Origin of the sequence: Undibacterium sp. SXout20W, assembly GCF_049340285.1 — a bacterium.
GTDB lineage: Bacteria > Pseudomonadota > Gammaproteobacteria > Burkholderiales > Burkholderiaceae_D > Undibacterium.
In genome coordinates, this window is sequence record NZ_JBMPPH010000032.1 from 26,905 (window position 1) to 51,764 (window position 24,860).

Annotated in this window: 18 protein-coding genes and 1 pseudogene; 11 read left to right on the top strand and 8 right to left on the bottom strand. The window is 46.7% G+C overall.

Going from position 1 to position 24,860, the window contains the following annotated elements; all coding sequences use genetic code 11:
• Window positions 1-136 precede the first annotated feature (136 nt).
• From ACO0K1_RS14885 to ACO0K1_RS14895, 3 genes are all read left to right on the top strand, one after another.
• Entirely contained in the window at window positions 137-1,048 is a 912-nt protein-coding gene (locus tag ACO0K1_RS14885; RefSeq protein ID WP_423027074.1) for a TraB/GumN family protein, read from the top strand.
• A gap of 110 nt (window positions 1,049-1,158) precedes the next feature.
• The gene (locus ACO0K1_RS14890) at window positions 1,159-1,590 is read left to right on the top strand and encodes a hypothetical protein (protein WP_423027076.1); all 432 of its coding nucleotides are present in this window, start codon (window positions 1,159-1,161) and stop codon (window positions 1,588-1,590) included.
• Entirely contained in the window at window positions 1,557-1,799 is a 243-nt protein-coding gene (locus tag ACO0K1_RS14895; protein ID WP_423027110.1) for an FMN-binding negative transcriptional regulator, read from the top strand. Before ACO0K1_RS14890 ends, ACO0K1_RS14895 begins: the two co-directional genes overlap by 34 nt.
• A 261-nt stretch (window positions 1,800-2,060) precedes the next feature.
• Here the strand turns inward: ACO0K1_RS14895 and ACO0K1_RS14900 are convergent, their stop codons facing one another.
• Window positions 2,061-3,278, bottom strand: coding sequence for a head GIN domain-containing protein (locus tag ACO0K1_RS14900; RefSeq protein WP_423027078.1), 1,218 nt, complete (start codon window positions 3,276-3,278; stop codon window positions 2,061-2,063).
• Between the two features lie 207 nt (window positions 3,279-3,485).
• Here ACO0K1_RS14900 and ACO0K1_RS14905 point away from each other — a divergent pair, with 207 nt between their 5' ends.
• The 6 genes from ACO0K1_RS14905 to ACO0K1_RS14930 all read left to right on the top strand — a co-directional run bounded on the left by ACO0K1_RS14905 (window position 3,486) and on the right by ACO0K1_RS14930 (window position 10,872).
• Window positions 3,486-4,127: a YcbK family protein gene (locus ACO0K1_RS14905; RefSeq protein WP_423027080.1), complete on the top strand. Its 642-nt coding sequence runs from the start codon at window positions 3,486-3,488 to the stop codon at window positions 4,125-4,127.
• 265 nt (window positions 4,128-4,392) lie between these two features.
• Window positions 4,393-5,280 carry a protoglobin domain-containing protein gene (locus tag ACO0K1_RS14910; RefSeq protein ID WP_423027082.1) on the top strand — a complete coding sequence of 296 codons (888 nt, stop codon included), beginning with the start codon at window positions 4,393-4,395 and terminating at the stop codon, window positions 5,278-5,280.
• Between the two features lie 6 nt (window positions 5,281-5,286).
• Window positions 5,287-5,643 carry an STAS domain-containing protein gene (locus ACO0K1_RS14915; protein ID WP_423027084.1) on the top strand — a complete coding sequence of 119 codons (357 nt, stop codon included), beginning with the start codon at window positions 5,287-5,289 and terminating at the stop codon, window positions 5,641-5,643.
• Between the two features lie 3 nt (window positions 5,644-5,646).
• Window positions 5,647-6,753, top strand: coding sequence for an ATP-binding protein (locus tag ACO0K1_RS14920; RefSeq protein ID WP_423027086.1), 1,107 nt, complete (start codon window positions 5,647-5,649; stop codon window positions 6,751-6,753).
• Window positions 6,754-6,844: 91 nt separating this feature from the next.
• Window positions 6,845-9,772: a response regulator gene (locus ACO0K1_RS14925; protein ID WP_423027088.1), complete on the top strand. Its 2,928-nt coding sequence runs from the start codon at window positions 6,845-6,847 to the stop codon at window positions 9,770-9,772.
• A 44-nt stretch (window positions 9,773-9,816) separates the two neighbouring features.
• Window positions 9,817-10,872: an HD-GYP domain-containing protein gene (locus ACO0K1_RS14930; RefSeq protein ID WP_423027090.1), complete on the top strand. Its 1,056-nt coding sequence runs from the start codon at window positions 9,817-9,819 to the stop codon at window positions 10,870-10,872.
• 194 nt (window positions 10,873-11,066) lie between these two features.
• Here ACO0K1_RS14930 and ACO0K1_RS14935 read toward each other — a convergent pair whose 3' ends face one another.
• The 3 genes from ACO0K1_RS14935 to ACO0K1_RS14945 all read right to left on the bottom strand — a co-directional run bounded on the left by ACO0K1_RS14935 (window position 11,067) and on the right by ACO0K1_RS14945 (window position 16,612).
• Window positions 11,067-13,859 (bottom strand): M16 family metallopeptidase, encoded by a 2,793-nt coding sequence (locus ACO0K1_RS14935; RefSeq protein WP_423027092.1) that lies wholly within the window; start codon window positions 13,857-13,859, stop codon window positions 11,067-11,069.
• Between the two features lie 157 nt (window positions 13,860-14,016).
• On the bottom strand, window positions 14,017-14,838 hold the full coding sequence (locus ACO0K1_RS14940) for a D-hexose-6-phosphate mutarotase (protein WP_423027094.1): 822 nt from the start codon (window positions 14,836-14,838) through the stop codon (window positions 14,017-14,019).
• A gap of 169 nt (window positions 14,839-15,007) precedes the next feature.
• Window positions 15,008-16,612 carry a GMC family oxidoreductase gene (locus ACO0K1_RS14945; protein WP_423027096.1) on the bottom strand — a complete coding sequence of 535 codons (1,605 nt, stop codon included), beginning with the start codon at window positions 16,610-16,612 and terminating at the stop codon, window positions 15,008-15,010.
• Between the two features lie 298 nt (window positions 16,613-16,910).
• Here ACO0K1_RS14945 and ACO0K1_RS14950 point away from each other — a divergent pair, with 298 nt between their 5' ends.
• The gene (locus ACO0K1_RS14950; protein WP_423027098.1) at window positions 16,911-17,927 is read left to right on the top strand and encodes a helix-turn-helix domain-containing protein; all 1,017 of its coding nucleotides are present in this window, start codon (window positions 16,911-16,913) and stop codon (window positions 17,925-17,927) included.
• A gap of 82 nt (window positions 17,928-18,009) precedes the next feature.
• On the opposite strand, the gene ACO0K1_RS14955 is transcribed toward ACO0K1_RS14950, so the two are convergent.
• Together ACO0K1_RS14955 and ACO0K1_RS14960 are read right to left on the bottom strand one after the other, a co-directional pair.
• Window positions 18,010-20,370: a PAS domain-containing sensor histidine kinase gene (locus ACO0K1_RS14955; protein WP_423027100.1), complete on the bottom strand. Its 2,361-nt coding sequence runs from the start codon at window positions 20,368-20,370 to the stop codon at window positions 18,010-18,012.
• A gap of 137 nt (window positions 20,371-20,507) precedes the next feature.
• On the bottom strand, window positions 20,508-20,978 hold the full coding sequence (locus ACO0K1_RS14960; RefSeq protein ID WP_423027102.1) for a thioredoxin family protein: 471 nt from the start codon (window positions 20,976-20,978) through the stop codon (window positions 20,508-20,510).
• Between the two features lie 436 nt (window positions 20,979-21,414).
• On the opposite strand from ACO0K1_RS14960, the gene ACO0K1_RS14965 reads away from it, so the two are divergent.
• Window positions 21,415-22,572: a DNA polymerase Y family protein gene (locus tag ACO0K1_RS14965; RefSeq protein ID WP_423027104.1), complete on the top strand. Its 1,158-nt coding sequence runs from the start codon at window positions 21,415-21,417 to the stop codon at window positions 22,570-22,572.
• Window positions 22,573-22,584: 12 nt separating this feature from the next.
• Here the strand turns inward: ACO0K1_RS14965 and ACO0K1_RS14970 are convergent, their stop codons facing one another.
• Window positions 22,585-24,729 carry a prolyl oligopeptidase family serine peptidase gene (locus ACO0K1_RS14970; RefSeq protein ID WP_423027106.1) on the bottom strand — a complete coding sequence of 715 codons (2,145 nt, stop codon included), beginning with the start codon at window positions 24,727-24,729 and terminating at the stop codon, window positions 22,585-22,587.
• A gap of 12 nt (window positions 24,730-24,741) precedes the next feature.
• Window positions 24,742-24,860 (bottom strand): annotated as a pseudogene (locus ACO0K1_RS14975) (IS30 family transposase); the annotation flags it as partial.

The window sequence follows — 24,860 nt, forward strand, 5'->3', positions numbered from 1 at the left end:
CAAAATAACGAGCGAAATAACGAGCAAAATAACGAGCGCCGTCGCTCTGGTCAGTAAGCGTATTTTTAACCCGAGTGTTTACCACTCTGAACAATCATCAAATATCCACCTTAAGTTCCAATAACTCATGCAACTCATGCCAATTTTAAATAGCACTCATTCTTTTTCTAAACAAGCTTCATTGCTGATCGTTAGTGTTCTATTTAGCTGCAATGTCTTTGCTAAAACGGTAGCAGAAGCGCCAGCCAAAGGCGTGTTATGGGAAGTAAAGTCGGCCACCAATACAGCTTATCTGTTTGGTTCTATCCATTTGGCAAAAGCCAGCTTTTACCCTTTGCCGGATAAAGTACAAAAGGCTTATCAACAAGCCGACACACTGGCCGTTGAACTCGATAGCTCCGATCGCAATGCCATCGTGAAAGCGATGCCCTTACTGACCTATGCGGCACCCGATAAATTACAAAATCACTTACAGCCCGCAACGTGGGATGGCTTAAAAGAATATGTGGGCCCTGCAGCCGAGCGTTTCCAGATCTTAAAACCGGCAATGGTAGCGACAGGCTTGATGGTGGGTACCTTTGCTAAGCAAGGTTACGATCCGTCTTTTGGTGTCGACGTGCATTTCATCACCCGCGCGAAGAAAGACAAAAAACAAATTGTCGAATTAGAAAGTATGGAATTTCAAGCCAAGATATTGGGTGGCCTGAGCGACGAGGAAGGTGACGCGATGCTAAGCCAAACAATAACAAGTTTAAAAAGTGGCGAAGCAGCCAGTGACACTAATCGATTAGTCGCGGCTTGGAAAGCTGGACAAGCAGAAAAAGTGATTAATTTGTTGCAAGAAGAAGCGAGTAAAAATCCAGGCTCAAAAAAAATCATGGAACGTTTATTGGATGACCGTAATCCCGCCATGGCAGATAAGATTCTCGAATTGATGGCTTCCGGTAAGCACGTTCTGGTGGTAGTTGGAGCGGGACATATCTCCGGCACAAATAGTATTGCGGATTTATTGAAGCAACACGGAATGCAAATCCGTCAAATTAAGTAGTAAGTAGTAAGCAGCAAGTCTGCTAGCAACAGATCCGATAATTAACCTTGCTGGTCAGCTCGCACTGACCCAGGGTTAGCAAAAGTCCGTAATCAATTGAAGAAATGAACATGGCACCAGAATTTCCCGCCGACGATATGCCTGACACTGTCACTTTGACAGAACATCTTATGCGTGATCACGCCTGGGTCTCGCTAGAGAACGTGAATGATGTCGAAGCCTGGCTTGATTTGCATGATAGAGAATTACAGCAACTGATAGGTAAAAATCCTCAGGCCGGCTATGGGGTCTGTTTTAATCTGTTGCATGGCGGTGAGATTTACTTACACACCAATAGTGACGGCGACATTTTATTAGATGTGACCCCCGACGCAGCATGGGTACAACCCGTATTAACAGCCGTTACCAAGGTCAATCCGCCGCGTGGCCAGATCTGGCTGATCCAAGGCCAAGTTCTGATGCAGCTGATTCTGGGATTGAATAGTCTCATCGCGAGCAGTCGCCTCGTATTACAACATGCGTTCCGCATACAGAAGATCTAGCATCAGAAAAGCAGGTCCCTACATGGAATTATCGCGTGTTGCACGTACACGGAAGGGTCAAATTTCACGATGACGACAAGTTTGAAATTGGCGAAGCGATGCTTAATCATGTCTTGGATAAACCTGAATCGTACTCATCTAACTTGTTCATCAATGGATTTGAAACGCGCCAATTTGATCGTCATTGGCGGCTTGAATTCAATCGGTGAAGTCAATCAACGATTTCGAGAAATCTATTTTTCCTCAACAGGCACCAAAGAATCGCCAAATAGGCACCATTGAGCCATTCACAAAAATATTTGAATGAGACATGCATCTCCCTGTGGCGGCAGATGCGTGCAGAAGTGGCGATGATGGATGGATGCGGCAGCTGTGTAGCAGTTGATTAGCCACTAATTAGCCACTAAGTATTCACTAAATATTCACTAAGTAACTAATTAGCAGCTTAGGCTGTAAATGTCGTTTCTGTATTAATTTGTGACGCCACTACGATCAATTTTTACGACCCGTGATCCACTTGCTTGTTTTACATTGACTTCGGCTTCGCTTGGTCCGTTAACTTTAATGCTGGCGGTACGCAGCAATAAATCGTGGGCGTGTAAGTCGCCAGAGCCGTTGACTTTTGCGCTCAAACTATCCGCGGTACCATAAAAAGAACTCGCACCAGGACCATTCATCAGCAATTCGATTTTATTGGCGCCATTGAAGTGGGCATCCAAATCGCCCGAACCCGAGAGTTCGGCATTCAAATCCTGATCGATATTGAAGTAAACATTGGCAGGACCTTGATTTTTAAGGACCACTTTTTTCGCATGCAAATCTTTGGCGTTGACGTCACCTGACCCGGTCACACTGATGGTTAAGGCGTCTACTTCGCCCGAAAGCTTGACCTCACCAGGACCATTCAAATTCAAATTGGCTTGTTCTCCTTTCAGACCTTCAACCTCGAGATCGCCGGAACCTGAGCCATCGACTTTTAAGTCTTTCACGCGGCCTTTTAGATGTACGCTACCTGATCCATGAAGCATGACGTTCGCCGCTGCATCTTGCAATGAGCTTGCTTTAAAGTCGCCACTACCGTTGACTTTGACAATCAGTGATTGGGTGATGGTATCGAGATGGACGTCACCTGAACCGTTCATATTGACTTCAGTCTGTGCAATCGAAAGGTGCTCAAGATCGAGGTCACCGCTGCCATTTGCAACTAATGCGAGCAGCCGTAGTTTGCCGCTGGCTTTGATATCGCCGCTGCTATTCGATTTGAGCGTGAGTGCATCGCCGTTAACGTTGCGAAGTTCGATATCACCGCTGCCAGAATTTTCTACACTTTGCAAATGGGCTGCACTGATCTTGATCGTGCCTGGGCTATTTTTCCAGCTGAAACTGTAGGTTTTTTGCTTGTTACGAATGATCAGGCGCTGATCTTCTACAACGGTTTCGACTTGCGGCACTAAGTTATCATCGCCCGTAATTTCAACCTCGTCCTTGTCACTGCCAGTAACGATCACCGAGAAAAAGCTGTTATTTTCGATCGCGTTAAATGCGGTCACTGGTCGTTGTTCAGTGATGATTTTTCCGCTACCCATCATTTTATTGGTACTTGACGAGGAATCGATATGCATTTCACATGCTGTCAATGTGGTCAATGCTGCTATGCATAGGCTTAGCCAAACAAGATTTTTTTTCATGATGTGCGCTTGATTATTGTTAAGTGATACACAAGTGTAGTCTGTAACCCTGTCAGATTGCAGTCGCTTTGCGACAGAATGCAAAAATCGCCTTCTCGGGAGTAAATAATTACGATGAACGTTGCATATTTGCTTTTTGCTATTAAACTAAACACGGTATTCCAATGACGAACTTGTTGATTTCAGTTCCCATCTAAAAGATTGCTTATGCCTACACGTCGACACGTATTGAAAAAAAGTCTGCTTTTGACCGCCGCGGGCTTGTTTACCACCACAAAATTAGTTGCCACGGCACATGCCACAGAAGAAAAAAACTCTCAATTGCAACCGCCGCCAGATTTGTTTGATTCACAGGCGTTGGATATCGATTTCTGGGTCAAACCACGTACGCTTGATTTAATTCGCCCCGCATCCAAAGAACGCAGCAAATTGTTGTACTGGAAAGACGGCGAGATCATTGATTCTGCCTATCAAGAACTTTGCCATATTTTACGAGATGTGAATGGTAAGCAAACAGTGGCAATGGATCCAAAATTGCTGGAAACGCTATGGGCGACCCAAGCCTATGTCTCGCGCTTTGGTATGACCAAGCCGTTAGAAATATTGTCTGGTTATCGCACACCAGAATCAAATCGCCATCTGATAGAACAGGGCGTCCCTGCCGCCCGCAAATCTTTACATATGGATGGTAAAGCGGCCGACATACGGATTCCACAATTGCACGAGGAAGTTTTGGGCGAATTGATTAGCAGTTTCCGTCAGGGAGGCGTCGGTTTCTATTATCGCGCGAGTGCAAATGGCGGTTGGATTCATACTGATACCGGCTTGCAACGTAGCTGGAAAGGTTAAACTGACATCTTTCTCGTGGTAAATACGCATCAGTATTTAAATTGATGCGGAGAAAGCTTGTATTCATTATTTGTTCAGCTAATATCCCACTATGGGTGACAATGCACCCTGTTCTCCGTCGAATTTCAAGCTTTTCTCAAGATCAGTATTAACGTTTATTCAAGCATTGTTTCAGTGTATTTTTAGCATTTGTTTCAGTTTTTTCAGCTTTAGTTTCATTGATGTTCATTTAGGTGATGCAATTTAAACAGTTGAAGAGGGCAACATGCAAAGTGATATCCGCGAAATGAGTTCGGCTGCATTGCTTAAAATGCATGAACTTACAGAACAAGATCTGGTTCATGTCCGTATTTTAGGCGATATCATTCTCCCGAAAATCGAGCAATATGCTGAGTTGTTTTATGCGTGGGTCGTCGATGTACCGGAGTACCAGATCGTTTTCTCTACGCCAGAAATCATGGCGCATGCGCGAGCCGAGCAAATAAATTACTGGCGGAAATTTTTCCTGGCCCAGTATGGCGATGAATATATTGAAGCGCGTCGTCACATTGGTCGTACTCACGCCCGCATCGGCCTTTCCTTACCCAGCTATATGGCAGCAATGAATTATTCACACGCTGTCCTGACCCGCACTTTGTATAACAATGAACTTCCAAGTGCGGACTATATTGTGGCACTTGAATGTGTCACCAAGCTGATGCACCTCGATATTACGATCGTTTCCGATACCTATACGAGGATGGTGAACGAGCAAATTGCCCAGCAAAGTAAGGCATTACTGCAAATGTCGACGCCAGTGACGCAAATTTGGGAAGATATTCTGATGTTGCCTATGGTCGGCATTATTGATTCACGGCGCGCACAGGATGTTATGACGACCGTGCTTTCCCGCATTTTCGAAACCCGCGCAAAAGTCTTTATTATGGATATTTCCGGCGTGGCGGTGGTTGACTCCGCTGTTGCCAATCACCTCATCAAGATTACTAAATCAACCGGGCTGATGGGATGCACCAGTCTGGTCTCCGGTATTTCGCCAGCGATCGCTCAGACCATGGTTAATCTGGGATTTGATGTGAGTGAAATTTCCACCAGTGCGACCTTACGTGACGCTTTAGAGCAGGCATTTAAATTAATTGGTCGTAGTGTTTCGTGACATGTCATGGAACAACAAAGCCAACAGCAAGGCATTCCAATATCAATGATGCAAGGTGCGATTTTTGCATCTTTACAAGGTGTTTTAATGCGGCATTTAATGCTTAAACTCCGCAACGACTTGCTGGAAATGGCACGTAAGCATCGCTGTTCGCGGGCATTACTTGATATGTCTGGAATCGAAACGATCGATAAATCGGAATTTGACGGCATCGTCGATACCGCCAAAATGTTGAAATTAATGGGCGTAAAAACTTGGTTAGTTGGCATGCGACCGGGGATTATTTCTGGACTCTCTGCCGTGGGCGCGGATATCACGGCAGTGCAGGGAGTTTGCAACCTGAAGCAAGCATTGGAGCACTAGCAAATGGATCAAGATCACTTGCAAACCCACAGGACATATATACATTCTGAGGCAGATGTTCATTGTGCGGTGATGCAAGTGTATGCCATGCTCGTTAGTATTCACGCAGTGCCAACGCTGGCAACAGAGGTCGCCACAGTCGCGTCAGAGCTGGCGATGAATATTGTTAAATATGCTGGATGTGACGGCACCATCGTTGTCTCCATGCAAAAACATGGTCGGCGTTTCATCGATATTGTGGCTGAAGACCGAGGTCACGGTATCGCTAATATCGAGCAGGCGATGGTGGATCATTTCAGCACCAAAGGGACTTTAGGCTTGGGCTTGCCTGGTGTGAAGCGAATGGTCGATGAATTTGAAATTACATCAGAATTAGGTAACGGCACCAGAGTGTCGGTAAAAAAGTGGTTAGATCCCGAACACAATAAAATCGACTTTGGTGGTCGGTCAGTAACGCCCGCCCCTGTAGCGCCATCGCCTTTAGCCAAATCAGAGCCGAGCCAGCAACGCGCAACCGCCACGAAAGCACACCTTGATGGGATTGATTACGCCATGGTTAGCCGACCTTGCTTTGGCGAGGTGGTCAGTGGTGATGGCACCATTTGTCATCGGCTTCCAAATGGCATTTTGATCGGTATCATTGATATTTTAGGACACGGTCAGGAGGCTCATGAGCTTGCCCGCTTTTCTGAAAAATGGTTTGAACAACACCGTAGCAGTGATGTCGCTGGCGTGATGCAAGCGTTACATCTTGCGTTGAAGGGGAGTCGCGGTTCTGCGCTCACGCTCGCCTATGTCAGTCAACACCAAATCACAGTGGCTGGTGTTGGCAACACGATTTTGTACTGTGTGGGTGAGCAGGTGACATCGTTTGTTGCTCAGCCGGGCATTGTCGGCAGCAATTTTCCTCGTTTGCGCCCGGTTACCGCGTCGATTCACCCCGGCAATATGTTGATTTTAACGACGGATGGCATTTCTGAACATATCGATAGCTCGCAATTAATTAGCCGTAGTCGTTTAACGACCAGACAACTGGTCAATGGTTTGCTCAACGATTACGGAAAAATGTACGACGATGCGACTTGTATGGCCATGAGGTATCAAGTATGAATTTTGTTGCGACATCGATAGGTCAATTCGTATTTTTGAGCGAACAGCATGTGCATCAGGCACGGTCTAAGTTTCGTCAATTGCTCATGCATTGCAAGCTGCCGTTGGTCAAGGTCGATTTTTTCTGGTTGGCTTTTCAGAACTAGGCAGGCAATTGCAACGAGAACGCGCATCGTTGGAAGTCTCCGTGAGCGGGCAACAGTTGCAGTTACGTACGCATTCCTTCTCCAGCAACCTCGCTAGCCTCGGCGCCTTTTTTGAAACAAAACGTCAGGGCGCCTTTACCAATTTTGTGATCAGTATTCCCGAAATTGAGGCTGATGATCTGGCACGAATGAGCGAAATTGTTCAATTTAAAAGCCGCGAAGAACTGTTTTTAGAACTTGAACATAATAAAGAAAATCTTGAAAAAGAAGTGGCAGAACGCACTGCGGCTTTAATTTTGAGCGAAAAGCAAATCCGCTATATGCTGGAAAGTAGTCCTGTCTCTGTCATTGTGATGCACCCGGAGAGTCGCAAGCTGACGTTTTTTAATCAATCCTATCTGGATATGATGGAAGAAACGCCCGCCAACTTAGAGGACGCCGATCACTACGCGTCTTATCGTCATAGTGATGATGTCCAGGAAATTACCAGTATCTTATCCGACCATCAAAATTTGATTAATAAGTCGGTGTCGATCGTTACCGCTGGCGGTCGTGACATCGAGGTGTTGGCCTCGTTCATCAATATTACTTATGAAGACCATGCCTGCATATTAGGATGGTTTTTTGATGTGACTAACCTCAAAAAAGCCAAAGAAATTGCCGAAGAAGCGACGCGCTTGCGGTCAGATTTTCTGGCAAATATGAGCCACGAAATCAGAACGCCGATGAACGCTATCATTGGGATGAGTCATTTGGCATTACAGACATCGTTGACGCCCAAACAAGCAAACTATTTGAATAAAATCTCTGGCGCGGCGCAGTCTCTATTGAGGATCATTAACGATATCCTGGATTTTTCCAAAATTGAAGCTGGAAAAATGACCATAGAAAAAACCACATTTTCGTTCCAGGAAATGCTGGATACCTTAACTGCAATGGTCGGCGCAAAAATAGAAGAAAAAGGCTTGGAATTAGCTTTTAGAGTCGATCCCGCAATCCCTTTACTTTTAGTCGGCGACGCTTTACGGCTTGGTCAAGTGTTGCTCAATCTGATCAGTAATGCCGTTAAATTTACATCGCACGGCGAAATCATTTTATCGGTCAGAATGGTGGAATGGAACTCGCCGCGGATGCAGCTAGAATTTGCCGTGACAGATACCGGTGTTGGCATGACGGCGGAACAGCGCACGCGGATGTTCCAACCGTTTAGTCAGGCCGACAGTTCTACCACCCGAAAATACGGCGGTACTGGCCTTGGCTTGGTCATTTGCCAGCAATTAGTGAATATGATGGAGGGTACGATCTCTCTTGAAAGTGAGTTTGGGCGCGGCTCGACATTTAAATTTACCGTATGGCTCGAAGAGTCTGACATTGAACAGACATCGTTGCAAACACCGACTTTATCTTTGCGTAATTTGAAAGTATTGGTCGTCGATGACAATACGGCGGCGCGGGAGATATTTGAAAAAATGTTAAGTAAATTTGGCTGTCATGTGACGCTGGCAGCTTCGGGAGAAGAGTGTCTCGCCGAGTTAGAGAATTCCTACGTCAATCAGGTACCGTTCCAGTTACTCTTGCTCGATTGGAAAATGAAAGGCATGGATGGTATCGAAGTCAGTCAAAAAATTCGCGCCGATCAGCGATTTGATGGATTGCTCAACATCGTTATGGCAACGGTGTATAGCCGCGATGAATTGATCCGCGCAACGAGCGGTTTAAACATCAACGGTATTCTGACCAAACCAGTGACACCTTCTACCTTGCTGGAAACTTTATTTAATTCGCTGGGTCGGGGTCTGGTCGAACGGCAACCGAAACTGATGTTGGCAGATGCGAATATAGACGTTGCAGACTATACCGGCGTCAGACTCTTATTGGTCGAAGACAACGAACTCAATCAGGAGGTTGCCTTAGAATTATTGGGCAGTTCAGGTTTTGAGATCACGTTGGCAGTGAACGGTCAGGATGCCTTGGACAAACTCAGTGAAAAGGAATTTGATCTGGTCTTGATGGACATTCAAATGCCCATTATGGATGGCTATGAAGCGACCCGTGCCTTACGCAAACTCGACCAATTCAAAGATCTGATCGTCATCGCGATGACGGCCAACGCAATGAAAGGTGATCTCGAGCTCTGTAAAGCAGCGGGAATGAATGACCACATCGCCAAGCCTATCGATGTCAGAGAGATGTACAAAACCTTAGAAAGATGGGTGAAACCGGTAGGTTACAGGTCGGCACATTATGACGCCTCAAGAGAGTCCGACTGGCCACCCGAAATGAACGGTATTGATAGCACTATCGCTTTGCTCCGGATCGGTGGGGATCTCAAACTGTATCAGAAATTGCTCACGGACTTCGTCACTAGCCAGCAACATTTTGTACATCAATTTAACGCCGCCCGGACTTCAGACGACCATGAACAATGTGTGCTTCTGGCGCATACCCTGAAGGGGCTTGCTGGCACAATCGGGGCGTTTGATTTACAGAGCCTGACAGCCAAGCTCGAAGATGCTTGCCGCGCAAAACCACAAGAAGTAAGTGAGACATTTGTGTTGGTGACGACCCGCTTGAACTTGGTCATTGCTACATTATCAGCCCTGCCAAAGTTAGAGCCTGTCGCCAAAAATTCACAGCAGGGGGACTTTGATCTTGAGGCTGTCCGCCAGCAACTGAGCGTTTTATCGCGCTTGTTGGAAGACAATGATACCGATGCTTTGAATATGTTAGGTGCGCTAACTGATGCGTTTGCCGGGCATCCGCTCAAAGACGACCTCGCTGGTTTAGAAATAAGTATCAATAATTTTTCGTTTAAAGAGGCATCTGCTGCACTAAATGAAATTGCCCAAAAATTGCATATTTTATTGGGTTAGCAACGATGTTCAATGTAAAAAAATTGAATTTTTGGGGATTAACGATGAATGGGCCCGAAACGCTAAATAAACAAACGATTTTGGTGGTCGATGATTCGCCCGGTAACATTACGGTGCTAAGCGGACTATTAAGGAAAGATTACAAGGTCAAAGCGGCGACGAATGGTCACGATGCGATCACTATTGCTCGCACAGAGCCTCATCCCGATTTGATATTGCTCGACGTCATGATGCAAGGTATTGACGGCTACGAAGTTTGTCAAATCTTAAAAGCGGACCCAGAGACCAAAAGTATTCCCATTATTTTTGTCACCGCCATGAGTGAAGTTCAGGATGAGCAAAAAGGTCTGGCATTGGGGGCCGTTGATTACATTACTAAACCCATTAGTGCGCCTATTGTCTTATCGCGGATCAGAACACATCTGGCACTGTATCAGCAAAATGTTGAACTCGAACGCAAAGTGCAGGAACGCACTTTGGAATTGCAAAAGACCAATCTGGCGGTCATACAACGATTGGCACGCGCTGGGGAGTTTAAGGACAATGAGACCGGGCGGCACGTTATTCGTATGACATATTATTCAAAACTCATTGCCAGCAAAATTACGAAAGATGAAAATTGGATAGAATTAATTTTTCATTCATCGGCAATGCATGATATCGGCAAGATAGGCGTGCCGGATAAGATACTGTTGAAAAATGGCAAACTTGATAGTGACGAGTGGAATGTCATGATTTCTCACCCATTGATGGGAGCGCAGATTATTGGTGAACACGCGTCGGATTTATTAAAGATGGCTAAAGAAATCGCGCAGTCCCACCATGAAAAATGGGATGGTACAGGTTACCCATTTAAGCTCAAAGGTGAACAGATACCGCTCCCGGGTCGTATCGTGGCGATAGCGGATGTTTTTGATGCTTTGACGTCTGAACGCCGCTACAAAAAAGCGTGGCCGCTAGAAGATGCGTATGCCCATTTGATAGAACAATCTGGAAAGCATTTTGATCCACATTTGGTCAACGCATTTGTTTCTTCGAAACCCGAGGTGGAAGAAATTTTGCACAAGTACGCGGAAAGCCGCTTGAGCGATATGGAGTGAATCCACAACAATCATCGTTGACCTAACACGCCATAAATCATCATAAATCATCATAAATCATCATTAATCATTTGGCAGATTCAATGTCGGATAATGCAAACGGCCTCATTATTTGTTGAAAAATAATGAGGCCGTTTCGCTTATTGCCGATGGTCGTTGCTGGAGCGACCATCAACTCTTTTCAAGTTTAGTGCTTACTTTGCTGGTGCTGCTGGTGCTACTGCTGGTGCTGCTGGTGCCTGTGCTTTAGCTTCGTCATAAGCAATGAAAATACTCATTTTGGCAGGATCGATGTAACGGCGGAAAGCGTCGTTCACTTGCCCCAAGGTTAACGCTTTGATTTTGTCATCCATGGCTTGTGACCATGCCCAAGTGCGTTTCAGGAACAAATTGCTCGTCCAGCCACCAGCCACGCTGCCATCGCTGGTCCGGGATTGAACGCGCTGTTGCAATAAACCCGATTTTGCTTTGGCTAATTCATCGGCAGTGAAACCATCTTTCAGGGCGCGTGCCAATTCCTCTTTCACGGCAACTTCAACCCGGGCAATATTTTGTGGCGCAGCCGTTCCGCTGATACCAAAACTACCGACCGGATCAATTTCACCTGCAGACAAATTCGAGCCAATACCGTAAGAGAGACCTTCTTTTTGGCGTACGCGTTCCATCAAGCGTGAGTTCAGACCAGCGCCACCGCCAAATATGTAATTGGCGACGCGCAAAGCGGCAAATGCTTCGTCATCTTCACGCAAATTCAATGTCATCGCGCTGGCAAAGACGCCACTGGCCTTGTCCGGCGTATTAAAGACCTTGCGAACCGGTGCCGGGTCAGCACGTTGGCTGACCAGACGGACGTAAGGGGCTTTGCTGTCCCAATTACCAAACGCTGCACTAATCGCCGCTTTGGTCGCGGCGACATCCATGTCACCAACGATCGACAATTCGCCTTTAGACGCTCCGTAGAAGTTTTTATGGAATGCTCTGATGTCGTCCAATTTTACATCACGGATTTCTGCGAGCGCTTGATCCAGCGTTTTCGCAGCGCGGAAATCACCGGCTGGATAACTATTGAAATACAAGGCCATTTCGCGACCAACGATGGCGCCGGGTTCATTGCGCGATGCCTCAGTGCCGACTAAGGCTTGATCGCGTAACTGCGTAAATTCATTGTCTGGATAGTTCGCTTCACGCATTACGTGAGCGACCAACGCCAGCGATGCCGCCAGATTTTCTTTGGTGGTTTGATACGAGAATAAGCCACCACTCATTTTCAGTTTGGACATCTGATCGTCGATATCGGCACGGCTCAATTTGGTCGTGCCGGATGCCAACAAGCTGCTGGCCAGACCACTGACCGTAGATTTGCCAAACAAGCTTTTTTCATCGCCCCAATGCAAAGACAGTGAGACGTTGACGGTTTCGCCGCGGTTCTTTTTCGGTAATAACGCGACTTGCAGGTTGCCGATCTGGCTCACTTGGGTACGTTTGTCGATGTTGGCTGGCGCTGGATCAAACGCTTCACCATCGAGTTTAGCGGCTTTAGGTTTAAAGTCTTTCATGACCTCAGTAATGCTCGGTGCGGCCGGTACTTCAGCGCGTTGCGGCGCGTCTTCCGGAACGAACATACCAACTGTGCGGTTGTCGCGCACCATGTACCGTTTTGCGGCGGCGGCGACATCTTCAGAGCTTACTTTGTCGGCGTCGTCGCGGTCTTTAAACAGATAGCGCCAATCGCCCATGGCGATGTATTCAGACATGCTGATGCCGATCGACTCATGGTTGTTCAGCATTTTTTCAAATTGGTTGGCGTTGTCACGTTTGACACGTTCGATTTCTTCTTTGCTTGGCGGATTATTTTTAAAATCTTCAATACTTGCCAGCAAGGCGTCTTTGGCGGCATCAATCGAGTCGCCTTTTTTTACTGCAGCACCAACGATCACCAGGCCTGGTTCAACGCGGCCCACTTCGGTGGCAAATACCTGGACAACTTTGCCCGTTTCAACCAGTTGTTTATGCAGGCGGCCATGTGGTGCATTGGTCAGAATATCGCTGGCAAAGCTCATTGCTTCGCGGTCAGCGTGTAGGTTCGCCGGGACTTTGTAGGCGACCATGACGATTTGGATATCGCCCGCGCGGCGTACCACAAAGCTGCGTTCACCATCTTGTGTTGGTTCTACGGTCCAGAATTGCGGCAAAGTACGTTTTGGTTTGGCGATTTTGCCAAAAGACTCATTCACCCATTGCAGTACTTTTGCCTGGTCAAACTTACCGGCGACAAGCAAAACGGCGTTGTCGGGTTGGTAGTATTGGCGGTAAAAAGCTTGCAGGTTTTCGATTTTGACGTTTTCAATGTCGCTGCGATTACCAATCGTCGAGTTGCCATAGTTATGCCAATCGTAGGCCACACTTTGCAAGCGCTTCATTAAGACGCTGCCAGGCGAGTTCTCACCGCGTTCGTATTCGTTGCGGACGACAGTCATTTCGGTATCGAGATCTTTACGGGCGACATTGGAATTGACCATGCGATCGGCTTCCATCGATAGTGCCCATTGCAGATTGCTGTCGTCAGCCTGGAATAATTCATAGTAATTGGTGCGATCCAACGAGGTCGTACCGTTCATGCGCATGCCGCGTTTATTGAATTCTTCGGTAATCTTCGGATTTTTTGGTGTGCCTTTGAACATCATGTGTTCCAGCAAATGCGCCATCCCGGTTTCGCCATAATTTTCCTGACGCGAACCGACCAGATACGTCACGTTCACCGTGACGGTAGGTTTGGTGGCATCGGGCATCAACAAGACACGTAAGCCATTCGGCAGACGATATTCAGTGATTCCTTCGACACTGGAGACTTGCGTCATGCCTTTTGGCAAGTTGTCGGCAAAGGCGGCAGGCGCGGTGAACAAGATGGCACCGCCGAGTACTAAAGCGCGTAAAACTGGTTTGAGCGATACAGCGAGGGCTGAATGGCGAACAGAGTGTGAAGGCATAGTCATCCTGAAAGTGGTCAAAAAAATAAAATAAAAACAAAGTTTAAAGACACATTAAAAATATACTGGGGGCGTGTATTTTTTCTGTGCCTTGTGTCTGCCTTGATAAATAATATAAAAAAATAAAATATGAGGGGAGTATATAAAATCTGGCGCTTTAAATCTGAGTCGCCATCAAACTTTGGCTGCCTGTCCAGCTCTCTCCGGGTGCCAATAAAATCGGCCGCATAATCGCCGCTGCTTCGACGCATAACATACGCTGATCGCCGTCAGGTTCCATGTCGGCGAGTTTGACCTCAGATTGGGGTCCCGGGTTCCATACCACCGCATCGGAAAATCCGGTGGTGTTGATATGCAGGTGTTGATGTTTTTGCAGCAAGCATAATTGGTCTGGTACATCGGCGTAAATGCGGTCTGTTTCGCCGTCGATGCGTAGTAATTCAGCCGATTCCAGGCAATTATTTTGTCCACTCAGGCTGTCACGATAACGCCTTCCCTGAAGGCCACGCAGGCTCGCTTGGTGGATATCATCCACCGCCAGATAAGTGTGCAAGGCAGCGGTAAAGCTAAAGTTGGTGTCGCCCGTATTTTGAACAGTCAAGGCAAGCTGCAAGCTGTTGTCGTGGACGCTAATAGCTAGCTCGGCATTGAACACATAGGGCCAGATGGTGAGCCGCGCAATATTTTCCTTTAAACCAAATATTGCTTGGGCAGCACCATCTTCGGTATGTCCGTGTTGCAATAATTTCCAGGGTGCAGTGCGGGCAAAGCCATGCTTGGGTAAGGTTCCCATGCCAGCGAATTGCGGAAATATCACTGGAATGCCGCCACGAATCGCGACCCCTTCATTAAATTCAGATTGCTTACTTAAAAACAATTGTTCAGACCCACTTGCCGGTATCCATGAGCACACATGAGCGCCTTGGTGGCAAATCTTAACAGTCGCGCCATCGCGCGCAGTCAGATTCAAAAAATCCATGGAATCGCATCCCATTCATAGTGATAGAAGAAAAGAAGAACTATTCTATGCCAGTCAGATTTAAAAGTGGTATTTTTTGCAACCGAAATTGAATATAGTGAAAAATAAAAAAACGGTCTGACCGAGGTCAGACCGTCCAATAACCGAAATGACGCAGATGGAACGTAGATTAAGTGTTGCGCCATTCCGCTCTGATCATATCTGCCGCCTTTTCGCCTATCATCATGGTTGGTGCATTGGTGTTGCCACCGATCAGGGTCGGCATAATCGATGCATCAACCACCCGCAGGCCTTGCACACCGATGACCTTTAAGCTTGGGTCAACCACCGCCATCGCGTCAACGCCCATTTTGCAGGTGCCGATAGGGTGGTACACCGTGTCACTTGTGGCGCGAATGACATCGCGGATTTCGTCATCCGTGCGCACATTGGCAGTTTGGTAATCGCTGCTACGGATGTTGGCCAATGCGGGTGCATCCATAATTTTGCGAGTGATTTTAAAACCTCGCACCATTTTTTCCATGTCGTCAGGATGTTCGAGGAAGCGCGGATTAATCAGGGGTGCAGCAAGCGGATCTGGGCTCGCCAGTTTCACGTCGCCAATACTTTTAGGACGCAATAAGCACATGTGGCAGGAATAGCCATGGCCCAAATGTAGTTTGCGCGCATGATCATCTAACATAGCAACGACGAAATGCAACTGGATATCCGGTGCGGCCAGGTCGCTATCGGTTTTCAAGAAACCACCGCCTTCAGCGCCATTTGAGGTGAGCATGCCGCGACGTTCATTTTGATAGCGACGGAATTCACGCAACATACGCACGCTGCCACCTGCCGAAACCCCCAGCAAATCCAGACTCTTGGCGCGATATTTGAACACAAAATCCGGATGATCTTGCAAGTTTTGTCCGACGCCGGGCAAATGATGAATCACCGGAATACCAAATGCCTGCAAGGCTTTCGAGTCGCCGACACCAGATAACATGAGCAATTGCGGACTTTGGAAAGCGCCCGCTGCTAATAATATTTCACGTCCGGCACGTAAGGTCTTTTGCTGACCATTTTGTATCATTTGCACCGCGACAGCGCGTTTTCCTTCGAAAACAATTTTGGTGACATAGCAACCGGTTTCCACCCGTAAATTGGGTCGACTTTCCATATGCGGACGCAGGTAACCGCGGGCGGCTGTCCAACGTTCGCCCTGGTATTGGGTGACTTGATAGATACCAACACCCTCTTGTTCGGCGCCATTAAAATCCGGATTAATCGGAAACCCCGCTTGCCGGGCGGCATCAACATAATGTTGCTGAAACGGATTGTCACTCCGTAACTCACTCACCCTCAGAGGGCCATCCTGGCCATGGAAATGGCCGCCATGCGTTTCGTTATTTTCTGAGCGTTTGAAGTACGGCAGGACGTCGTCATAAGACCAACCCGTATTACCTAATGCAGCCCACTGGTCGTAATCCACTTTGTGACCACGAATATAGACCATCGCATTGATTCCGGATGAGCCGCCCAGCATTTTTCCGCGCGGTTGGTAGCCTTTTCGGCCATTTAATCCAGGTTGCGGTACCGTTTCAAATGCCCAGTTATTGAGTTTCGTAGGCAACATCGCGACCACACCAATTGGTGCGTTGACGACCCAGCTATCACCACCTCCACCCGCTTCTAAGACGGTAACGCTTACGCTGGGATCTTCACTCAGGCGACCGGCTATGGCACATCCACCTGCACCACCTCCGACCACGATGTAGTCGCTGACTGGGTTCATATTGTCTCCATTATCATGATTAAAGGACTCTTGCCTCTTTGTTTGATGCCGTGTATTTTTTTTGCTGCGCTGCAGTGTTGCCGCATTCGGCTTAACCATGTACGGTATCGGCCAAGACTTAAATAAAAGCGCTGTAGCTAGTGGGTGATGTAACTGGATTCACACCGTCAAGGATTTTATCTACGTCAGGAAACGATATTAGTACGCTCGTTCACATAATGTAAGGACATTTGCTGCCACGTTGCGGGCGTAATACAACATCAGTCAGGTCACGTTATTAACCAAACAAGATTAATCCATGCCCAGCCATAGCGTCGATTCGATTGCACCCTTGTTATCGGTGCAAGATGCCGTGTTTCCAGCGCACCCTTTTAGCGGTTTGCTGGCGATTGCGCGTGAGCAAAATTGGGAAGCATCCACACTGTTTCCCGCTTTTACGCAGGATAAGGGGGCACGCATCAGTTACCTGCAAGCCCGCCAAGGTTTGCTACAAGCAAAGCATTATGGTGGCGATGAGCTATGCCTGTGGTCCGGGGCGCGGAAGTCATTGCCGCATTTGGGACAGATGGCAATTGGTATGTCTGCCCAGCACAATTTATTTCAGGCATTGCAATTCGGCCTTGAATTCCAATTGATTGCTGGTTCTATGGTACATCTGCAATTCGAAGCCGGAACGCCTTATTCTGCGGTATCCGCACAGTCTTTGTTTGATGATGTTGAGTTACAAGATTTTTTGGCGGTCGATCATTTGCTGACGACCGTGAATGCGGCTCGTCAGTTGTGTGGCGCTTCATTTCAGTTACATCAGGTGGAATTACGAGGCCAGAGTAAATCGACACACGCATTAATTGAGCAAATGTTTGGCTGTCCCGTCACTATTGGTGCGGATTGCAACCGAGTTTTGATTGCTAACGAGATCTTGCTTAAGCCGCTATCAACACCGGATGTCGCTGTGGTTCGCGCAGCGCAATCGGCGTGTGAGCAAGAGCTGGAGATCGTCGGTGTATTAGGAAGGCAAAGTCTTTTGCGGACCTTGGTCAGCCAAAATTGTGAGTTACGCACGGTCGATGAAATGGCCTTGGCGCTGGGTACGAGCGCTCGCTCTCTGCAGCGCTTGTTGGTACGCGAGGGAACCTCGTATTTTCAAGTCACCGAAAACGTGCGTATCGAACGTGCAAAACGTCTACTTCAAACCACCCTCAGTATCGATCAGATTGCCGAACAACTCGGCTATTCCGATGCGCGCAGTTTCAGACGTGCTTTTAAGCGGTGGACTAATCGCAGTCCAGCCGATTATCGTCAAGTCACAATCTGAATGCCCCTCGCTGCATGCTCGTTTGCCTGTCAAAATGTTTTTTTAGCCTATCTAAAACAAACGACTTTTTAACGTTGCAAATCTAAGCGTTGCGGTCAGGCGTAAAGATTGGTAAATCGAACCAGAAAATAGTGCCTTTTTCGGCGCAACTGACGAAAAAGATTTCTCCACGCATTTTTTCTATCAAGCTTTTTGTAATCGACAATCCCAAGCCTGTTCCCCCTTGCTGGCGCGTGTTGGTGCTGTCGGCCTGCGTGAATGGCTCAAATAAATGTGCCTGGAATTGCAATGGTATACCCGGTCCACGATCACAAATTTCCATACGGTAAATTTGTCGGTGTTGCGATAAACGAATGATGACTGTGCCACCTTCAGGCGAAAATTTAGCGGCATTCGAAATCAGATTGGCCATTACCTGCATCAGTCGATCAATGTCACCCAGACACCAAGCGTTTGCGGTGCTTAATTGAACTTCTGCCACCAGAGTCACATGCAAATGGCTGGCATACGTCGTGTTCGCTTCAATGGCTTGATGAATAAGTGCGGCAAGGTCAACGGGTTCTGACTTGATTTCCATCTTACCATTAGCCAATTTCTCCATATCAAGGATGTCATTGACCAAACCTATCAGTCGTTTGCTGTTGGTGTTGGCGATGCGCACCAATTGTCGGGATTCTTCCGTTAACACGCCGGCGACGCCTGATTCAAGTAAGCCCAATGCACCGCGTATCGACGTTAGCGGCGTGCGTAGTTCATGGCTAACCACAGAAATAAATTCAGTTTTGAGTTGGTGCATACGTAAACGATCGCTGATATCCATCGTGAACGCGACCCATTCTTTCCGTGAATTCTCAAGGTGGTTGACGCCGACCAGTAGCGGTATATTATGCCCATCCGCATGTTTGAGCATAATTTCGAAAGCGGCCGTAGTGCCGGTGCGGAATAATTCGGTGTAAGCTTGAACGCTGGTGTATTGATCCGCCTCTGACATCAAGCGGCGCCAGAAATAATTTTCACCAAGTATCTCTTCGCGGGAATAACCGCATAACTGACAAAAGACTTCATTGACATCGACCAGACGTTTTTGTTCATTGCCGTGAATGATGCCGATCAGGCTTGAATTCATCAGTCGTTGCAAGCGACTTTCGCTATCTCGTAAGGCATCGAGGGTGCGACGTTGTTCAGTAATGTCTTCAATCATCCATACCGTACCCTGATGGTACGTTTCGGCAGATAACGCCCGACCAGCAACCCGCGCCATAAATGGTTCACGATCGACGCGGTGCAGGCGCCATTCCAGTTCGACTAATTCATCGGCGACCAGTTTTGGAATGACCGCCTTACCAAATTCTTCGAAGTCTTCAAGGTGCTGATATAAAAATGAAGTTTTTACACCTATCATTGATTGCGCATTATGGAAGCGGCACAGCTCTGCAAGTGCTTGATTTGCTCGGACGATCACATCGTTACACACAAACATGATACCAACGGGTGCATTGGCAATCAGAATCTCTAATTCTTTCGCCAGTTGTTTATAGCGATTTTTACTTGCATTTAGCAGTTCCTGATTTTGCAATAACTCTTCTTCGATGCGTTTACGTTCGGTGATATCAATATGGGTTCCCACCATTCTTACTGCCCGGTGGTTGGCATCCCACTCGACCACGGCGCCTATCGACATAATCCAGCGCCATTCGCCCAATTTATTTTTTTGCCGGAATTCGGCATGGTAATCCGTTTCACCTCGTGAAGCGAAATGTGTTTGGTATGCCTGCCGCAAGCCGGCGACATCATCGCGATGAACACCTTCGGTCCAGAAGTAATTCCAGAACTTGACCGGATCCGGGAAGTCTTCTGCCGTATAGCCCAGCATTTGCATATATTCGGGGCTGAAGCTGCCGACGCCCGATTGCAAATGGATGTCGTATAAACCCTGATTCGAGGATTTCATCACGAGGCGCATCTGTTGTTCAGCGGCCAGTAATTTTTGTTCGGTGAGCTTACGTTCGGTGTTATCACTAATAAACCCGTGCCATAACACACTACCATCGGGCATTCGCTCTGGCGTGGCGTCGCCCACAAGCCAGCGTTCAGTGCCATCTTTGCGAATGACGCGGTATTCGTGATGCCAAATCGTCAGCTCTTCGGCGGATTGACGAATGCCAACAATTAACCGAACCAAATCGTCCGGATGAATCTTGCGATACATGATGCTGGCATCGTTGATTAATTCTTCAGCAGTACATTCAAACAATTGCTCAACGGCAGCGCTGACAAACGGGAAGAAAAAGTGTTGTTCTGAATACCGCTGGAATTGAAAAAATATGCCAGGCAGGCAGCGCGAGAAATTATTGAGTAAGGTGTGACTTGTTTCCAGTTCCTCCTGGGTCGTTAAGCTCGACTTGGGAGAGTAGCTAGTAATCAAGCCGGGTTTGTCGGTCATAGCTTTACTTGTCAGTGTGACTGATGAAGGGAGCACCAACGACCTCGCTAGAACGTTGGCGCTGGTAACACAGGCTGAATTTGCCGGGATGGTAAAAGTTCACGCCCTTTGATGCTCAGTATAAATGCCAAAAATTATTAGTGTTGGGCAATAATTTGATTAAAAAAATCAACCACGCCTTGTTCGCTCATGCGTCGTGCATTTGATAATTCTCCACCTTTTGACGCATACAGCACCGTGTTGTCTGGTTTTAATACCACTGCTGCGGGAATGCCTTTTTTAATCGGATTACCATAACTGTTGGCCAGATCCAGATTTTGATCAAATTGACCAACATTCACTTTGACGACGACAAACTTGCTCGTAATCAGCGCCGCACTTTGACCCTGCATCGACTTATTCAGTTCCAGACAATCTTTGCACCAGTTGGCGCCAAAAATCACCAATACATTTTTATTTGCTGCTTTGGCTTCTGCCAGTGCTTTGTTCACAGTTGCATGAGCATCGGCAGCTTCATCATAAGGGTGTGCAACATCAGCATGCGCAGCGCTCATACCCATACTAAGACTAAAGGCGATGCTGGCAAGCAATGCGAGAATTTTTTTCATGATCCAAGTAAATATAAAAAATAACAGTTAAATAGTGACGCAAATTTGGCACTTTGTCATTGTTAATACAAGATTTAATCATGCATAAGATCAACATAATGAGAAGTGTTGGTTTGAAGTAACCAAAATTCTTAGTTCACTGATAACTGATTAAATATACAGTATTACGACGAAAATCAGCTAAAATAACAGCGCAAATACCTTTGCCAGTTGTTAGCTTCGTTGAAAAAATTATCCGTTGCTCCTGCTACGGTTACAGCTACAGCTACAGCTACAGCTAATGCGACGGCGATTGTATTTATGCCTCGACATAAATATGGTACCAAATATTTTTGCGAGGCCGGCCTCTCGCGGTGGGAGGAAGGTTCTGATCAATGGCAAGGTGGGTATGTTCGTTTATCCATATTTATCAGGAATGATTTAAAAAATTATCATAATGACTAATAAATATCGTCGCATTGCACATCTGGACATGGACGCATTTTATGCTTCCGTCGAGCTGTTGAAATATCCAGAACTGCGTGGTCAGCCGGTGCTCATTGGCGGCGATTCTACCTATCAACCTAGTATTAAATCGGATGGAACACGTCTATTTTCACGAGTCAAAGACTACGTGGGTCGAGGTGTCGCGACAACGACTACTTATGAAGCTCGTGCGCTTGGACTTTTTTCAGCGATGGGAATTATGAAAGCGGCACGCGTGGCTCCCGACGTATTTTTGCTGCCTCCCGATTTTGACCTGTATCTTCATTATTCGCGCTTGTTTAAAGACGCCGTCAGGAAGATAGCGCCTAAATTTGAAAATAGGGGCATTGATGAAATTTATATCGATCTCACCGATCACAATCTCGACACGTTAAACCTTGCAAAAAGTTTGAAAAATGCGGTCTTTGAGGCTACGGGTTTAAACTGTTCGATTTGTGTCGCCCCCAATAAGCTCTTGGCAAAAATTGGATCTGATCTTGAGAAGCCGAATGGCTTAACAATATTGACGATGGACGACCTTCAAGCTCGTATTTGGCCGCTATCTGTGAAGAAGATTAATGGAATCGGGCCAAAAGCTGCTGAACGTCTTGCAGGTTTGAGTATTGGGACAGTAGGCGAACTAGCGAATGCTGACCCAAGTCTATTACAGGACGCATTTGGAAGTAATTATGCTGGATGGCTTTGTCATGCCGCCCACGGAATCGACAATAGTGAGGTGATCACAAATTCAGAACCCAAGGTAATTAGCAGGGAGGTTACTTTTGATCGCGACTTACATGCAGTCACCGACAGATCAATTTTGACGAAGATCTTTACGGATCTTTGCTATCGCCTGGCTGATAATTTGAAAAAAAAAGGATACGTTTGCAGCACAGTGGGTATAAAGATTCGATATTGTGACTTTCGTATTTCTACAAGAGATATAACGCTTTCTATCGCAACCGCTGACCCAGTAACTATCAGGAAGGCGGCAACAGAATGCCTTCGAAGAGTACCACTTGATCACCGATTTCGTTTATTAGGGGTCAAAGCAAGCGTGCTATTGAAGGCGGCAGATATACATAATCATCGACAAGTAAGTCAGGGAGTTTTATTTCCTGATCATTAACAGACGGCACTCTTAGTCATTATTGCGATTCAACCTATTCCAAAGAAATGAAAAGATAATCGAACCCATATCAGCGCGTTGTGCATTAGTTGCAGCACCCCTACGCCCAGCATCGATATTTTCATAATACCAAACATTTGTATGTCCCTGCTCTAACATGCGCGCTACTATTTTACGTGCGTGTCCAAGGTGAACTCTGTTATCTAGCATTGAAGTAAGGAATAAAACAGCGGGATACTTCACATTGGCTTGAACGTTTTGATATGGCGCAAAGGGTGAGGTATGCGCCCATTCCGACGGCACATCAGAATTACCATATTCTGCCATCCAAGAAGCACCCGGTAATAATTGGTTATAAGCTTGCATGTCCAGCAAAGGAACTTGGCTCACCACCGCATTGAACAATGTCGGAAATTGCGTCAACGCTACCCACGCTAACAACCCACTATTTGTGCTTCCCATCGCACCTAAGTGCCTTGGTCTGGTGATATTGCGTGCAAATAAGTCTTCAGCAATCGCAGCGAAGTCATCGTAAGCACGTTGACGATTTTCTTTGAGTGTGGCTTGACGCCGACGCGAACCATATTCGCCGCCGCCGCGAATATTCGCAACGACATAGACCCCCCCTTTTTCTAACCAAGCTTTACCTACGCTGCCAGAGTACGTTGGCGTTAGCGAGACTTGGAAACCACCATCGCCGTATAATAAAGTTGGATTACGTCCATCGGTCTTCAAATCTTTACGACTCACCATGAAATAAGGGATCTTCGTCCCGTCTTTGGCTGTCGCAAAATTTTGCGTGGTTTCAAAGGGGGATGGATCGAAGCAATTTGGCGTGCTCTTTAATTTTTCTCGGTGGTCGGCCCCAGCATGTCCGAGCATAAGAATCTTAGGGGTTAAAAAATCGGAGAAACTGAAAAAATAGTCATCAGAATGATCGGTATCGATTGGACTGATAAAAATAGCACCAAAGGTTGGTAGCTCAACATCACGAGAGAACCATTTCCCCTGCGTGAGCCACCATTCTTGCAATTTGCTTTTACCGTGCTCAAGTGATTGCACTAACAGAGTGTTTTTAGTTGCAACCTCACCAATTAGTGCGCTGTTGTCTCCAGGTGCGAACAAGATGAAGAACTGACGATCGCCTTCCTTAAAGGCATTAAAGTCGATGGCTAACAAGCTTCCGGCAACGTAGGTTCTATCTCCAATCATCCAATGTTCACGCGTTGTGATCAAAATTTGGTTTGAGAAAAAACTCACGCCAGAATGAGAGGGAACATCAAGTTTGATTAATTCGCCGTTTTCACGTACAAATTGTTCAGAGGTGTAGAGCGTAATTTGGCGAGATACTAATTCATACCTACGTCCGCCATGCGCGCAAATACCAGCACCGACGGCCAGATCGGTCTGTTGTCCTTCGTAAATTGTCGTCGCAGCAGACAATGGCGTGCCGCGTTTCCATTCTTTGACGATTCGTGGATAGCCAGAATCCGTCATCGTGCCCTTACCAAAGTCGGTAGCGACGAAAATACTTCCTTTGTTGCGCCAGGATACCCATTCTCTAGCCTCGCTCAGCGTAAAACCATTTTTGACAAAGCTGCGTGATTTCAAATTGAATTCACGGATATCAGTTGCATCTGCACTACCGTGCGACAGTTGAATTAAGCAGCGATCAACATCATCTTTACAGCAAATCACACCATTGAATACCCAGTTCGTATTTTCTGCTTGAGACAAAGCGTCAAGATCGAAGACCGTTTCCCAGTGTGGTTTTAGCTTGCGATATTCTGATAGGCTGGTGCGACGCCAGATACCACGTGGGTGATCTATGTCTACCCAAAAATTGTAATAGTAGTCTCCAATTTTTTGGATGCTTGGAAAGCGATCTTTGGCATCGCTTATTATTTGCAAATCCTTGCGTAATTTTAGAAATCCAGCATTCTTCTTGAGTTTATTACGAGTTTCCTGATTGCGTGCTTTGACCCAATCGAGTGCTTTGTCGCTTTCAATATCTTCTAACCATTGATGAGGATCTTCTGATGAGCCTGTTGAGTATTGCGTCGCTGTATTAGATGTCTCCGCATAGTTAGTTATGCCACGCAGTTGTTCAGAGTCGAGAATATTTGGTAATACTTTCAATCGTTCAAGGTTTTTCATAAAGAGGCGGATTCAATTTCGAAGTGCAACCACATGTTGATGCGATTGTAACTGCTTCATAAATACTTGGTGCGGCGTTTTGAAGCCGAGACATTTTCTGGGACGATGATTTAAGCTGTTCATCGCCCATA